Annotated in this window: 16 protein-coding genes; 8 read left to right on the top strand and 8 right to left on the bottom strand. The window is 43.3% G+C overall.

From position 1 onward, the window contains the following. Positions 1–77 precede the first annotated feature (77 nt). Together NI466_RS00455 and NI466_RS00450 are read left to right on the top strand one after the other, a co-directional pair. Positions 78–695 (top strand): DedA family protein, encoded by a 618-nt coding sequence (locus tag NI466_RS00455; RefSeq protein ID WP_004731893.1) that lies wholly within the window; start codon positions 78–80, stop codon positions 693–695. A 28-nt stretch (positions 696–723) separates the two neighbouring features. After that, positions 724–1149, top strand: a complete 426-nt coding sequence (locus tag NI466_RS00450) for an ABZJ_00895 family protein (protein WP_253172372.1) — start codon at positions 724–726, stop codon at positions 1147–1149. 71 nt (positions 1150–1220) lie between these two features. Here the strand turns inward: NI466_RS00450 and NI466_RS00445 are convergent, their stop codons facing one another. Further along, entirely contained in the window at positions 1221–1745 is a 525-nt protein-coding gene (locus NI466_RS00445) for a YecA/YgfB family protein (protein WP_004280621.1), read from the bottom strand. Between the two features lie 71 nt (positions 1746–1816). Further along, positions 1817–2023 carry a PA3496 family putative envelope integrity protein gene (locus tag NI466_RS00440; RefSeq protein WP_004280622.1) on the bottom strand — a complete coding sequence of 69 codons (207 nt, stop codon included), beginning with the start codon at positions 2021–2023 and terminating at the stop codon, positions 1817–1819. 351 nt (positions 2024–2374) lie between these two features. Here NI466_RS00440 and rpoD point away from each other — a divergent pair, with 351 nt between their 5' ends. The 6 genes from rpoD (at position 2375) to NI466_RS00410 (ending at position 8973) form a co-directional block, all read left to right on the top strand. After that, positions 2375–4309 (top strand): RNA polymerase sigma factor RpoD, encoded by a 1935-nt coding sequence (gene rpoD, locus NI466_RS00435; RefSeq protein WP_224215688.1) that lies wholly within the window; start codon positions 2375–2377, stop codon positions 4307–4309. Between the two features lie 113 nt (positions 4310–4422). Further along, a complete protein-coding gene (locus NI466_RS00430; RefSeq protein WP_004280625.1) occupies positions 4423–4710 on the top strand; it encodes a YbeD family protein in 288 nt (95 codons plus the stop codon). Positions 4711–4860: 150 nt separating this feature from the next. Then, the gene (gene lipB, locus NI466_RS00425; RefSeq protein WP_253172371.1) at positions 4861–5520 is read left to right on the top strand and encodes a lipoyl(octanoyl) transferase LipB; all 660 of its coding nucleotides are present in this window, start codon (positions 4861–4863) and stop codon (positions 5518–5520) included. Positions 5521–5594: 74 nt separating this feature from the next. Beyond that, a complete protein-coding gene (locus tag NI466_RS00420) occupies positions 5595–6128 on the top strand; it encodes a hypothetical protein (protein ID WP_005106305.1) in 534 nt (177 codons plus the stop codon). Position 6129: 1 nt separating this feature from the next. Beyond that, entirely contained in the window at positions 6130–7314 is a 1185-nt protein-coding gene (locus NI466_RS00415) for an iron-containing alcohol dehydrogenase (RefSeq protein WP_253172369.1), read from the top strand. Positions 7315–7581: 267 nt separating this feature from the next. Next, positions 7582–8973 carry an APC family permease gene (locus NI466_RS00410; RefSeq protein WP_004731900.1) on the top strand — a complete coding sequence of 464 codons (1392 nt, stop codon included), beginning with the start codon at positions 7582–7584 and terminating at the stop codon, positions 8971–8973. A gap of 68 nt (positions 8974–9041) precedes the next feature. Here NI466_RS00410 and NI466_RS00405 read toward each other — a convergent pair whose 3' ends face one another. The 6 genes from NI466_RS00405 to lolA all read right to left on the bottom strand — a co-directional run bounded on the left by NI466_RS00405 (position 9042) and on the right by lolA (position 14675). Then, entirely contained in the window at positions 9042–9524 is a 483-nt protein-coding gene (locus tag NI466_RS00405) for a hypothetical protein (protein WP_004731902.1), read from the bottom strand. Positions 9525–9613: 89 nt separating this feature from the next. Then, the gene (locus NI466_RS00400; protein ID WP_253172367.1) at positions 9614–10090 is read right to left on the bottom strand and encodes a tRNA (cytidine(34)-2'-O)-methyltransferase; all 477 of its coding nucleotides are present in this window, start codon (positions 10088–10090) and stop codon (positions 9614–9616) included. A gap of 128 nt (positions 10091–10218) precedes the next feature. Beyond that, the gene (gene cysG / locus NI466_RS00395; RefSeq protein ID WP_253172366.1) at positions 10219–11601 is read right to left on the bottom strand and encodes a siroheme synthase CysG; all 1383 of its coding nucleotides are present in this window, start codon (positions 11599–11601) and stop codon (positions 10219–10221) included. Between the two features lie 73 nt (positions 11602–11674). Further along, positions 11675–12946: a serine--tRNA ligase gene (gene serS, locus NI466_RS00390; protein WP_253172364.1), complete on the bottom strand. Its 1272-nt coding sequence runs from the start codon at positions 12944–12946 to the stop codon at positions 11675–11677. A 113-nt stretch (positions 12947–13059) separates the two neighbouring features. Further along, on the bottom strand, positions 13060–13809 hold the full coding sequence (locus tag NI466_RS00385) for an RsiV family protein (protein ID WP_253172362.1): 750 nt from the start codon (positions 13807–13809) through the stop codon (positions 13060–13062). Positions 13810–13979: 170 nt separating this feature from the next. Then, positions 13980–14675, bottom strand: a complete 696-nt coding sequence (gene lolA, locus NI466_RS00380; RefSeq protein ID WP_253172361.1) for an outer membrane lipoprotein periplasmic chaperone LolA — start codon at positions 14673–14675, stop codon at positions 13980–13982. Positions 14676–14859: the final 184 nt, after the last annotated feature.

The following is a 14859-nucleotide window of genomic DNA, read 5'->3' as shown; positions in this document are numbered from 1 at the left end:
TCATTTATATTCCAAGACTTTACCGCACAAAAAATACTGCTTAGGATACAGGCAGTATTTTTTATTTTGCCAATCATATGAATCTGACCGAATGGATTATTTCCGTCATGGAGCAACTGGGCTACTGGGGCATTGCCCTGCTTATGTTCCTAGACAATGTCTTCCCGCCAATTCCTTCCGAAATTATTATGCCTTCCGCGGGCTATTCAGCCTCTCAGGGCGAGTTAATACTCGTCGGGGTAATCATGTCCGGCTGTATCGGCTCCCTGCTGGCAGCCGCCTTGCTGTACTGGATTGGCTATAAATTTAACCATGATTCTATTTTTAAATTTGTCGATCGTTATGGCAAATATTTATTTATTAAATCAGAAGATGTAAAAAAATCATTGAGTTGGTTTGAGCATTATGGTCACCGGATTGTGTTCTTTGGCCGCATGATTCCTGCCGTCCGCTCGCTGATCAGCATTCCTGCCGGCATGAGTCATATGCCCTTCTGGAAATTCATGTTCTATAGCGCACTTGGAACCATCATCTGGACCACATTTTTGGCGTGTGTCGGATTTTATTTTGGCGAAAACCAGCATTTGATGCAGCAAATTTTCAGTAAAGTCAGTTATGTGATTATTGCCATTGTTGTGGTAATTATTATCTGGATTTTCTACCGTAGACAGCAGCGTAAAAATCGTCCATCCTGAGGGAAGATGCCTTAAGGAGATTAAAACGATGTCGCATTATCTAAAATATTTTGCCACCGTTTATCTGACCTTGGTTCTATTGGTAGGCATACTCATCTATGTATTCAATCTGGGTGCCATTCTGCTGATTCCTGCCCTGATTGCTTCTGCCTTTCTCAGTGCCCGATACTTTGTTAAGAAAGAACTTCGTTTGCCGACTCAGGAAGAGAAAAACAAACTGGTCTGGGGCTCCACGATTATTGCCATGACACTCGGGTTTATCTTTTTAGTTGTGGTCATCTGGATGAACCCGCAGACAGATGAGATTTATAGAACCATCACCTATACAGGAAGAGGAACAAATTCATTCCTGGTGGCTGCAAGTATTGCCTTACATGCCTTACTGTTCCATATCGCCTACAATGCTTATGCCCGCTATAGTCTGGCGAAGCGTACAGGCTTGGAAAGAAGATAGGATCGAGTAGATCTCAAAGATGCAAAAAGGCCAAAGCTAAAAAAAGCACCCTGCGGTGCTTTTTTTATGAATTATTCTGGCGTGTGATACATCAGATACAATTCATTTAAGTTTTCTGGAATTTCTTCTGCAAGTTCATCCATTAACTGGCCATTGCGACGGAAAGTTTCCATTTGTGGATCTTCATCATCAATGCCACTGAAGACCATGATTGGCAGGGTTAAATCCACCAGTTGTTCTTCAAATTCTTCAGTAAACCAAGCGTCTTCGTTCAGGAACATGGCATCTACAAAGCCCACACTCCAGTCACCCAAACTTGATTCAGTATCTGCTTCTTCAATTTCAAACGGGAATGTAATCCCTTCTTCATTGGCTAAGCTTTGACGAATAGACTCTAACCATGCTTGCACCTGAGTGATGATTTCTGCAGGCACTTTCTTTTGATTACTATCAAAAAGTTCGTCTAACCATTTGTCGAATTTTGGGCCTACTGCAATAGCACATAAGAAACCATGGGTTGCCGCGAAATCTAGACCATGTTCATTTTGGTCACCATCTAGATATTCACTCAACAGGTCTAAATCTAAAGCACTCATCTAACATCCAAACTTAGAAAACCGAAAGGTTTAGCATAGCATTTATTCAGGCTATGCTAAATCCGAATTCGTTAATCTTCGTCATCAAAATCGTCGTCATCGTCGAAGTCATAATCAAAATCTTTGAGTTCGCGCTCTAAACGACGTTGGGTCAGCAGATCATCGATCAGACGACGTTTTTCCAACGACTCTTTAGCACTGAGCTTGCTAGAAGCCTCATCGAAATTAACATCATCTTCACCGAAGTTATCATCTAGTTCAAAATCTGTAGAAGACACTAAAACTTCCTCATGAGTGAAAAATGTAAAAGGATTTAAGCGCTATTTATCGTGCCTAAAATAACAAGTCAAGTTTTATTTGGATTTTCGTATTTTTAATTTGTAATTAGGGGTTTTTTCTGTCTCAATTGTGTGCCATGATATAATCCACCCTGCGTCCTTATGTTTTTTGATTCTCCTTTTTTGAGTCATAAACAGACACGCATGGGATGAACTTGAAAACAACAAATTCACCCCCATCTTAAATTACTGAATTTCATTTTAAATATTTTATCAGACAGCTTTAATGCTGAATTCCCTGATGAAATATGTAGGCTATTCACTAAATTTAACGAGCTTAAATCGTGCAGCATTGTACGGTTTTTTACTGCCACAGATTCAACGAAGAGTAAGCAAAAGATGAGCGATATGACTTCCCCTACTTCTCAAGTAGCGGCTCTGATTAGCCGAGGCAAAGAACAAGGTTATTTAACCTTCGCTGAGGTTAACGATCATCTGCCGGACTCCATCACAGAAAGCGAGCAGATTGAAGATATCATTCAGATGCTGAATGATGTCGGTATTCCGGTACATGATCGCGCGCCTGAATCTGATGATACGATGTTCGAAGATACTGCAGAAGCGGCGGATGAAGTTGCAGAAGAAGAAGCTGCAGCCGTACTTGCATCGGTAGAAAACGAGCCAGGTCGTACCACTGACCCTGTACGTATGTATATGCGTGAGATGGGTACAGTAGAACTTCTGACTCGTGAAGGCGAAATCAGCATCGCAAAACGCATCGAAGAAGGTATTCGTGATGTTTTGCACTCGATTGCTTACTGGCCGAATGCGGTAGAAGTGGTACTGCAAGAATACAAAGATTATGAAGCGGGCGAACGCCGTCTTGCTGACCTTTTATCAGGTTATTTAGATCCTGAATCAGATGAAGAAATTCCTGAAGTTCTAGAAGAAGAAGCGGTTCTTGCTGAAGATGAGACTGACTCGAAAAAATCGACCAAAGACGTAAAACTGGACGATGATGAAGAGGAAGAAGAAGCAGATTCTGATGATGAATCAGAAGCAGATTCTGGTCCAGATCCTGAAATTGCTAAAGCGCGTTTTACTGAACTGGAAAATGCGTGGCTGAATACCAAAGCAACTATTGAAAAACATGGTCGTGACAGCAAACAGGCTGAAGAAGCTCTTCAGGCACTTGCAACTGTATTCATGATGTTCAAATTTACCCCGCGTCTATTCGATATCATTTCTGAAATGATTCGTGGTACCCATGACCAGATTCGTGGTGCAGAACGTGAAGTGATGCGCTATGCAGTACGTCGTGGCCGTATGGATCGTACCCAGTTCCGTACCAGCTTCCCGGGTCAGGAATCGAATCCAGCCTGGTTAGATGAGCAGATAGCGAAAACACCTGCAGACCAGAAAGCTTATCTGGAAAAAGTACGTCCAGACGTATTGGCCTTCCAGCAAAAAATTGCCGATATCGAGAAAGAGCTTGGCCTTGATGTAAAAGGCATTAAAGACATTGCTAAACGTATGGCCGTCGGTGAAGCTAAAGCGCGTCGTGCCAAGAAAGAAATGGTTGAAGCGAACTTGCGTCTGGTCATTTCGATTGCGAAGAAATATACCAACCGTGGCTTACAATTCCTGGATCTGATTCAGGAAGGTAACATCGGTCTGATGAAAGCCGTAGACAAGTTTGAATACCGTCGTGGTTATAAATTCTCGACTTATGCGACTTGGTGGATTCGTCAGGCAATCACACGTTCGATTGCGGATCAGGCACGTACCATTCGTATTCCGGTACACATGATTGAAACGATCAACAAGATCAACCGTGTATCTCGTCAGCTTCTACAGGAAATGGGGCGTGAACCGACGCCTGAAGAACTGGGCGAACGTCTGGAAATGGACGAAGTTAAAGTACGTAAAGTACTGAAAATCGCCAAAGAACCGATTTCGATGGAAACACCGATCGGTGATGATGAAGATTCGCATCTGGGTGATTTCATTGAAGACAGCAACATCACGTCACCAATTGATGCTGCAACGTCTGAAGGCCTGAAAGAAGCAACACGTGAAGTTCTGGAAAACCTGACTGAACGTGAAGCCAAAGTCCTGAAAATGCGTTTTGGTATCGACATGCCGACCGACCATACTTTGGAAGAAGTGGGCAAACAGTTTGACGTAACACGTGAACGTATTCGTCAGATTGAAGCCAAAGCACTGCGTAAACTTCGCCATCCATCGCGTTCAGAACACTTACGTTCATTCCTTGAGAATGATTAAGATTTGATACTTGATGTGGAGACTTGAAATTTGATCATCAGTCTCCATTTAAGTAGCCAAGACAGACCCAAACGCCTGCATGATTGCAGGCGTTTAAAATTAGGGGGACTACCATGTTAGACCGTACACCATCTCGTGAACTTCAAGAACATCTTTGGGTTTTCCCTATGGATTATCCGATTAAACTGATTGGCCTTGCGGGCGATGAATTGCGTCACGCTGTCATCGACATTTTTCTAAAACATTTTCCAGATTTTGAAGGTGATAGCGTAAGTATTACACCATCACGTACTGGCAAATATCACTCCATTACCGCACAACTGCGCTTTCTGGAGCTGGAACAGGTGCATGCAGTGTATGCAGATTTGGCCGCCTGCCCGCTGATTAAAACTGCATTGTAATCGAAAATACAAAAGACACGCTTCCGGGCGTGTTTTTTTATGCCTGTACAATGACTGAGCTAGCGCTTAAATATTGCAGATCTCGCCCCTATTTCATGCCGAAGCCATTATAATTATGATCAGTTTTTATAATTACTAAGGACACTCCCTGTGACTGATGTGCTGCAAAAGCCCGAGCTGATCATTCGTCAATATCACGACCTCACACCTTATGAAGATCGTTTTCTGGAAATGAAAACATTTACGGAAACCCGTGATGAACATAGCCCGGATCAATTGTGGATTTTGCAACATCAGGATGTACTGACTCAAGGTCAGGCAGGCAAACCGGAACATATTCTAATGCCGAGCAATATTCCGGTGATTCAGACCGATCGTGGTGGTCAGGTGACCTGGCATGGTCCCGGTCAATTGGTGGCTTACTTCATGTTTGACTTGAATCGTCTGGGCTGGAATGTGCGCACGCTAGTGTCTTATGCTGAAAACCTGATGATTGATTTGCTAAAAAAATATGGCATTGATGCCTATGCCAAACCGGATGCACCTGGTGTATATGTGGCTGAACGTAAAATCGGCTCACTCGGTTTTAAAATTCGCAAAGGCCGTAGCTACCATGGTCTGTCCCTAAATCTGGATTGTGATCTGAGCGGATTCAACACCATCAATCCTTGTGGCTATGCAGGACTGGAAATGGTACGCATGAGTGATTTGCTCGAACAACCGCCCCAATTCAGCCAGTTGTGCACTGAAATTATTGAAACTTTGCGTCACAGTGGGTACTTTAAGCAAGTAACTGTCGAGCAAAGATAAAACCTTTGCATTTCAACTCCAAATAAATTAGAGTATTTACTCTAAACCAATAATATTGAGATAGGGATCATCACGTGATTGCAACTAAATCCGTAAAACCCGCTTTGCAGCTTGCCTATGTCAAACTCATGATGGATGTGATTGGCCGAGGTCTGGTCATGGCAAGTCAGGTGGATGAAGAAATCAAACAGGAAGTGGCCCATTTTCCAGAAAATTTTACTCTTTCCATGAAAGTCTTTCCGCATGGCCCAGCCTTTGTGGCGCGGGTCACTGAGGACAAACAACTGGAACTGGTCAAAAATCTGGAAAAAGCACCTGATTTGATCATTACCTTTAAACATCTGCACCATGCCTTTTTGGTGTTTTCTTTTCAGGAAAGCACCTCACAGGCTTTTGCCAATGACCGTATGATTGCTGATGGCGATATTTCCAATGCCATTCGTCTGGTACGCTGCCTGAATAAAATGGAAGCGCTGATTTTGCCGAAAATGGTGGCACAACTGGCAGTGAAAGAATATCCAAGCAATCTGAGCCTAAAAGAAAAACTAAGCGAAGCGAGCAGTATTTATCTAAAAATCGCTCAATCCTATTTAAAACGGAGTGTATAACATGGCTAAACCTTATTATGAATTTTTCTGTCCGGTCAAAGTGATTGCCGGTCATGCCGCGTTAGAACATATTCCGTTTGAACTTGCGACTTTGGGGGCCAAACGTCCGCTCATCATTACTGACAAAGGCGTCCGTGCCAACAATTTGCTGGCACCGATTGAAGCTGCATTTGAAATGGCGGATGCTGCAATTGTAGCGATTTTTGATGACGTCCCACCCGACTCTAGCTTGGGTACAGTACGCAGTGCAGCAAAACTGTATCGCGAAAATCATTGTGATGCGATCATTGCTGTGGGCGGTGGTTCAGTCATTGATACCTCTAAGGCAACCAATATTCTGGTCTCTGAAGGCGGTGATGACCTGCTGAAATATTCGGGTGCACATAACCTGCCTAAACCGCTGAAACCGTTCTTTGTGATTCCAACCACGTCTGGTACAGGTTCAGAAGTAACCATGGTCGCTGTCGTGTCGGACACTGAAAAGAACGTCAAAATGCCGTTCGCCTCTTATTATCTGATGCCGCATGCTGCGATTCTGGATCCCCGCATGACCCAGACCTTGCCGTCGCATTTAACCGCCATGACCGCGATGGATGCTATGACACATGCGGTTGAAGCTTATACCTGCATGGCAGCCAATCCAATTTCGGATGCTTATGCGACTGCCGCAGTCAAAAAGATCAGTACCCATCTATTTAATGTGCTCGACAACCCTTCCGATGCACAAGGCCGTCTGGAACTGGCACAGGCATCGACCATGGCGGGAATTGCATTTTCCAACTCGATGGTCGGCATTGTGCATTCACTGGGGCACTCATTGGGTGCAGTGGTACACCTGCCGCATGGTTTATGCATGAACTTATTCCTGCCTTATGTGCTGGAATACAACAAAGAGGTCAATGGCGATAAAATTGCAGATCTGCTCCTGCCTTTGGCGGGTGCCGATATTTATGCACAAACGCCAGCGCATCTACGTGCTGACAAAACCATTGCGACGATTCTGACCATGCGTGACCGGATTTACAGTCTGACCAAATTACCGCGTACATTACGTGAAACCGGTAAGATTTCTGAAGCCCAGCTCGATGAAGTGGCAGAGAAAGCCCTGAATGATGGTTCCATCATTTATAACCCGAAAGAAGCCACCCTGGAAGATTTAAAATCTATCTTAAAAAAGGCTTGGTAATTACTGAAAAATAAGCCAATATAGCCGAAATTCCAGCCTGATGTTTTTTTAAGCATCAGGCTTTTATCTTGCATAAGAAAAAATTCGATTTCTATTTTTGAATGGCACATTTTATGCAGGACAAAAGTCAAAAAAATAGCTAGCAAAAGCCGTTCTTTTCAAGTAGATTGGCGGACTTTTATAGAAAACTGTAGGGGGGATCGTTCGTCTCAAACGATCCTTATAAATATGACTGATCCTTGATCAACGATTAAGAGGATAACGCCGTTGACTAATATCTCTGGGACTCAATCGGCAGCTAAACTGCAAAAAACGCTGGGACTCTGGCACATCATTATTATTGGTTTAGCTTATATTCAACCCATGACCTTGTTTGATACATTTGGTCTGGTATCTGAAGAAAGTAACTTCCACGTTCCTACCTCTTACATTTTTGCACTGATTGCAATTTTGTTAACCTCCTTGAGCTATGGTCATATGATTCGTCGCTACCCTTCTTCGGGTTCGGCCTATACCTATGCGCAAAAATCCATCCACCCGAACGTAGGTTTCATGGTGGGTTGGTCATCCTTGCTGGATTACCTGTTATCGCCAATGGTCAATATCATTCTGGCGGTGATTTATCTGGAAGCACTTTTCCCAGACATGAACCATTGGGTTTGGGTCATTGGTTTAACTGCCTTTATGACTGCGATTAACCTTCGTGGTGCGAGATTTGTTGCCAACTTCAACAGTATGATTGTATTCGTACAATTGGGCGTCATTGCATACTTCACCTGGATGGTTTACCAACTTCTGGAAGGTGGTGTAAATGCAGACGGCACATTGGTCAATGCAAAGTATCAATTGTGGAGTTTAGAGCCATTCTGGAATGAGTTTACGTCTGTTGCTGCCCTGATTACCGGTGCAACCTTACTGTGTTTCTCATTCACAGGCTTTGACTCTTTAAGTTCTCTTGCTGAAGAAACCAAAGATACTGAGAAAACCTTACCTAAAGCGATTTTCTTGACTGCATTATTGGCAGGTATCATCTTCATCATCAGTACTTACTTTATGCAGATCTTCTTCCCGAATGATCCAAAAACTTACTTTGAAGATATCGCTGCAACACAGCCGGATATTTTACAAGCTGTAGGTGGCGTGGCGTTTAAGACAGTCGTACTTTACTTCGCAATTGTGACAGTCATGGCTTCTGGTATTTCAGCACATGCGGGTGTATCACGTCTGATGTACGTGATGGGTCGTGATGGCGTGATCAACAAGAAGATCTTCGGTCATATTAGCCCGAAAAACTACACACCTTCCTACAACATCCTAATCGCTGGTGCAGTGGCTTTAACTGCTGGCTTTATGGATCTTGACTTTGTGGTGTCTTTGATCAGCTTTGGTGCCTTAACTGCATTCAGTTTCGTCAACTTGTCAGTGATTTCACGTTATGCATTACGTGATGGTCGTACCAAGAGTGCTAAAGAGATCATGAACTTTGTCGTTGTTCCTTTACTTGGCTTCATTTCAGTATTTGCATTGTGGCTAGAAGTCGATGAAGCTTCGCTTAAATACGGTCTGATCTGGGCATTTGGCGGTATCTTGTACTTGGGCTATAAAACCAAAGGCTTCAAGCACCCAGCTCCTCAGCACAATGAATTTGACGATAAATAATATCGTTTCAATTCAAATAAAAAAGGCGCTTCATGCGCCTTTTTTATGTCTGTCATGTTTTGATTTTACTAATGTAAATAACAATCAAAACCCATCTGGGTATTGACCCGATTATTTTCATAACCTAGTTTCTCAATAAACAGACTGCGATTAGACAATAACTTTTGCTCTTCCGGACCTAAACGTGCTTTATTCTTGATAGCCAGTTGATACATTTCATCCACGACATCCTGAAAAATATCACAGACTTCCTCACGCTTGGCGGGCTTTAATTTACGCCCTCGCCAGGTCCATTGAAAATCATCTGCATCCAAGCTCTGCCCCCATTTTTCAATACGCGTATCTAAGCGTTTTTGCATGTTGAGCAAACCCTGCTGTATTTCCGCTTGAGTAATGGGTTGAACTTCCTTTGTTGCCGATGTGGCAGCACTGCCCTCTTCCGCATTCACGGAAGCCGCAACAGTTCCAAGACAACATACGATGACAAGTTTTACTAGAGGCTTCAAAGCTGCACCTTTTGTTATATTTGATAAAGTTATAAATTCAAGCATACAACGAAGTGAAAAGCAGTTTATCTATTTGTTACACAAAATAAAAAAGCCACCCAAAGGCAGCTTTTAGAATCATCACAAATTTCAGCTTAAAGCGTTTTAAAACCTTGCTGACGCCAAGCTTCGTAGACAATTACTGCAGTGGCATTCGACAAGTTCAAACTTCGGGAGTTTTCTGCCATCGGTAAACGAATCCAGTGCTTTTGCGGAAACATCATACGAACATATTCAGGCAGACCACGAGTTTCCGGACCCATTAACAAGGCCACAGGACGGTTTAAATCCGAAGTATGCGGTGTTTCAGAACCTTTGGTGGTCAATGGATAGATTGCATCCAGCCCAATGCCTTTGCTTGCCAAATCGGCCAGACAGTCTTCGATGTTTTCCCAAATCTGCATATTGGCATATTCGTGATAATCCAGACCGGCACGTTTCAGCTTTTTGTCATCCAGCTCAAAACCCAGCGGCTTGACCAGATGCAACTGTGCTCCGGTATTCGCACATAGACGAATGATATTGCCTGTATTTGCAGGAATTTCAGGCTCATATAAAACAACGTGGATCACAACTTACTCACTCAATATATTTAATTCAGACAGGACATTCGTCTTGCGCTTGGGCAAAGCAGTGCTTTGCTTATCCTCTTACTTCAGGCACAGCCTTCATCTTGCGCTCGGGCAAAGCAATGCTTTGCTTATCCTCGCTCATGCCATTGCAATTGTTCACGTAAGCGTACAACTTCACCAATAATGGTCAAAGTCGGGGCCTGAATCTGATGTTCGGACACTTTGGATGCAATATCGGCAAGCGTTCCTACTACAACTTTCTGTTCAGGCGTCGTACCTTTAGAAACCAAGGCCACTGGCATGTCGGCTCGCTGACCATGAGCGATTAATTCTGCACAGATTTTCTCCAGTCCCACCAGCCCCATATACAGCACTAAGGTCTGGTTTTCATAGACCAACTCACTCCAAGGCAATTCTGGCGAACCTTCTTTTAAGTGACCAGTCAGGAAACGCACACTTTGCGCATAATCACGATGGGTTAATGGAATGCCGGCATAGGCTGAACATCCTGAAGCTGCAGTAATACCTGGAACCACCTGAAAAGTAATCCCAGCAGCAAATAGTTCTTCAATCTCTTCACCGCCACGCCCGAAGATAAATGGATCACCACCTTTCAGACGGCAAACCCGCTTTCCTTCACTGGCATATTTGACCAATAAAGCATTAATCCCATCTTGCGGAACCGCATGATTGGAACGCGCCTTACCCACATAGATCTTTTCCGCATCGCGGCGGCACAGCTCCATAATTGGCGCTGAAACCAGTCGGTCGTAAATAACCACATCGGCTTGCTGCATCAAACGTAAGGCTTTTAAGGTCAACAATTCTGGATCACCCGGACCCGCACCGACCAAGTAGACTTCACCTTTTGGCTTTTGCCACTCTTGTAATGCTTGCTCGATCAGGCGATCTGCTTCCGCGATATTGTCGTTGAACACCTGTTCTTTTAGCGGACTGGCATATAAATCTTCCCAGAAAATACGGCGTTCATCCGGATTGACAATTTTAGCCTTAACCGTACTGCGCCATTTTCCTGAAAATTCAGCCAGCTTGCCCATACCATGCGGAATAGCGGCTTCTAACTGAGTACGGATCTGCCGTGATAACACGGGCGACGTACCATTCGATGCGACCGAAATGACCAATGGCGAACGGTCAATAATCGCAGGCACCATAAATCGGCAATGCGGCGGATCATCAACGCTATTGACCAAGACATTTTCCGCTTCACACAATTCAAAGACCTGACGATTGGTCTCTGCATCGTCAGTCGCTGCAATCACCAGTCGATATGGACGTAACGCAACTTCAGGATGAAAAGCCGCCTGCACATATTGTCCTTGGCTATTTTGCACAATTCGCAGCAGACTCTCTTCAATTTCAGGCGCAATCACATGAATGATTGCCCCTGCTTTTTGTAAGAGAAGTGCTTTACGGTATGCAATATGTCCACCACCGACAATCAGACAAGGTTGCTGTTGCAACTTTAACGAGATTGGAAAAATATCCACGAACTACCTCAAAATTTTAAATCTGACTGTCTATGCAATTTTCATGCACATTTAGGGATGCTGAGATCGACAATTAGTCGATATAAGTCGCACCACCCATATATGGACGTAATACTTCAGGAATCTCAATCGAGCCATCAGCGCGTTGATAGTTTTCCATCACTGCAAGTAAAGTACGACCCACGGCCAGACCTGAACCATTCAAGGTATGTACAAATTCAGTTTTCTTCTGATCAGCACGGTAACGCGCTTTCATACGACGCGCCTGGAAATCACCCATGTTTGAACAAGATGAAATTTCACGGTAAGTATTTTGGCTTGGTACCCAAACTTCTAAGTCATAAGTCTTGGTCGCACCAAAGCCCATGTCACCACCACAAAGTAAAATTTTACGATATGGAAGTCCGAGTGCTTGCAAGATACCTTCAGCATGGCCAGTCAATTCTTCAAGCACTTGCATCGAAGTTTCAGGCTTCACAATTTGAACCATTTCGACTTTGTCAAATTGGTGCTGACGAATCAAACCGCGGGTATCACGACCATAAGAACCTGCTTCACTACGGAAACATGGCGTATGCGCTGCATATTTCAGTGGCAGACGGTCTGCATCAATAATTTCATCACGTACGAAATTCGTCACTGGCACTTCAGCAGTCGGAATCAGATAAAACTCTTTTTCGCCCTGTAGCTTAAACAGATCTTCTTCAAATTTAGGCAGCTGACCAGTCCCACGCAATGAATCTGCATTGACCAGATAAGGCACATAGGCTTCGGTATAACCATTTTGATCAGTATGCGTATTTAGCATGAACTGGGTAATGGCACGTTGTAAACGCGCCAATGGACCTTTCAATACACTGAAGCGTGAACCAGTTAATTTGGTCGCGGTTTCAAATTCAAGACCGCCCATCATTTCGCCTAGATCCGTATGATCTTTGATTTCGAAATCAAATTCACGCGGTGTACCCCATTTCAGGATTTCCACGTTATCGCTTTCGTCTTTACCTTCAGGCACAGCTTCATCTGGCAAGTTTGGAATAGATAATAATTTTTCTTCAAGCTCAGTTTGCAGTTCAGCCAGTGCTGCTTCAGCCGCTTTGATTTCATCACCAATCGCAGACATGCGTGTCATGATTTCAGATGCGTCACCACCTGCTTTTTTAATTTGACCGACTTGTTTGGCACCGGCATTACGTTCAGCTTGCAGGGTTTCTGTCTTGGACTGAATCTCTTTACGGCGTGCTTCTAGGGATGCCCACTCTTCAACATTGAGTTGAACACCACGTTTTGCCAAGGCTACATTTACAGCCTCAATATTATTTCTGAGTAATTTCAGGTCGATCATAATCAATCTTTGCAGAAGAAAAAAAACTGGCTATAGTGTAAGCTCTTAACGTCAAAAAATACAGTGACCATGACCCTGGCTGCGTCCTATTAGCACAATATTTAGGAAGCTTCTTACTGCAAAATGGCTAAATATTCAGGCTGAATCACTTCATTTAAATCCGCATAGGACACTTTTAATTCAGGCATTCCTGTTGCTGCGGGAGCTAGTTCGCCTGCCGGATACACCATCACCAGACCTGTTGTATCAAAATAATAGTTATCACTCAATTTTAACTGCTGTTGTTGAATCCCTTGCGTATTCAGCCATTGAGTATTAGCCTGATACATTGCATTCAGCAATTTCTGCTCACCGCCATTTAATAACAGTTGAGACAAGGCCAAACGTTTTTTCTGTTTTAGATCAAAATTGATATATTCCACATGTTTCAGAGAAGCATTTTTGTTCCTCGCCAGATTGGAACTTTTTAAGGCAAAGGTCGCCAGATGGGCACGCTGACCGACAAATTCCGCTTTGATAAAGCGCTGATCCAGATAATGCGGTTCATCGGCTTTTTTAGGATTTTTCTGGGTGACTTTGGTGAATGCAACAGGCTCAGTATGCTGAATACGCTCAATAAAATATTGATTAATCCAGTCAATATTGCTGTCCACCGTCTGTAGATCAAAGCGTACACAACCCTCTATTTCACACACCACTTTGGCTGCCCCTTTAATTGGAACGGTTTTGGCTTCAATTTGCACAACCCGATCTGTTTGCGCAAGCTTTGCCACTGAACTGGATTGAGGCTGACAACCCAACATACTTACAGTGAGTAATAAAACAGCGTAAATTTCAGTAGTTTTAAATAGATTAATCTTCATCCTGAGCTCCAAAAATTTTGCAATTTCATTGACTCGACTTTTATTTATTCTAAGATGCTCTCCTGTTTAGATATAGCTGAACCTTGTAGTCTGTCCAAAACAATCCTGATGATCGGCAATAAAAAAGCAACCTCGAAAGGTTGCTTTTTTTATCTGGTTCATATTGATGCTTATTGATCAATGATGTCCGTACCTTTTGGTGGGGTAAAGTTAAAGGTAGAGGCTGGAATACTGCTATTTACTTTTACATTGCTAAATTTGATATGGGTGGTTTGTCCCAATGAATCCTGCAAGATCATCAAGCTTGGTGCTTTGTTTGCGCCAAAGCTAATGGTCAGGCTTTCAAACACACCATCGGTATTTTTAGGATACAGCGTGTAATAGGTTTTGCCTTTATTTGGCTGAGTCACCCGGTAAGACTGCATAATCTGGCTGGTGTTTCCTGACAGCAATAACGCCGGTGTATTAGCAACCTGCTCATCTAAGCTTTGACGAACGGCTTGTTGCAAGTCAGGATCATAAATCCATACGGTTTTACCCGTGGTTGCAATGACTTGCTTCGACGGTGCGGTCGTTTCCCAATAGAATTTACCCGGACGCTCAACTTTCATCACCCCTTTAAAGGTTTGATTCATATGTTGTGCAGTCAAACCTTTTTTCTGGGTCGCTCTCGGATTGGTCACCTTGGTGCTTTGTTCGAAATTTGCCGTCATGCTACGCACATGATTGAGCTGCTTGACCAGACTGGCTGTTGCCTGTTGCTCCGAAGCTGCCACAGGTGCAGCAAACACGGTTGTACTCATCACCGGTGCTAAAGTCACTACACCCAGAGCCATAGCACAGACGGTTTTACGAAGCATATTCATAATTTCACCCTTATATTTTGCGTGATCGCAATTTATTTGATAGCTCATCTTAAACGAAAATTAAAAGCTAAAATGATAGAAAATAAGAACTTTTGTATTGTTATTAATTCGAAATCGGTTTTTTTGTTCATCATTATGAAGATTTCAGGATAATTTTTACATTATAGAATATCGCTTAATCTGA

The sequence above is a fragment of the Acinetobacter lwoffii genome, from assembly GCF_024129595.1.
Lineage (GTDB): Bacteria > Pseudomonadota > Gammaproteobacteria > Pseudomonadales > Moraxellaceae > Acinetobacter > Acinetobacter lwoffii_O.
The sequence above is the reverse complement of the archived record's forward strand: the minus strand, read 5'-3'. Positions and strand labels throughout refer to the sequence as shown.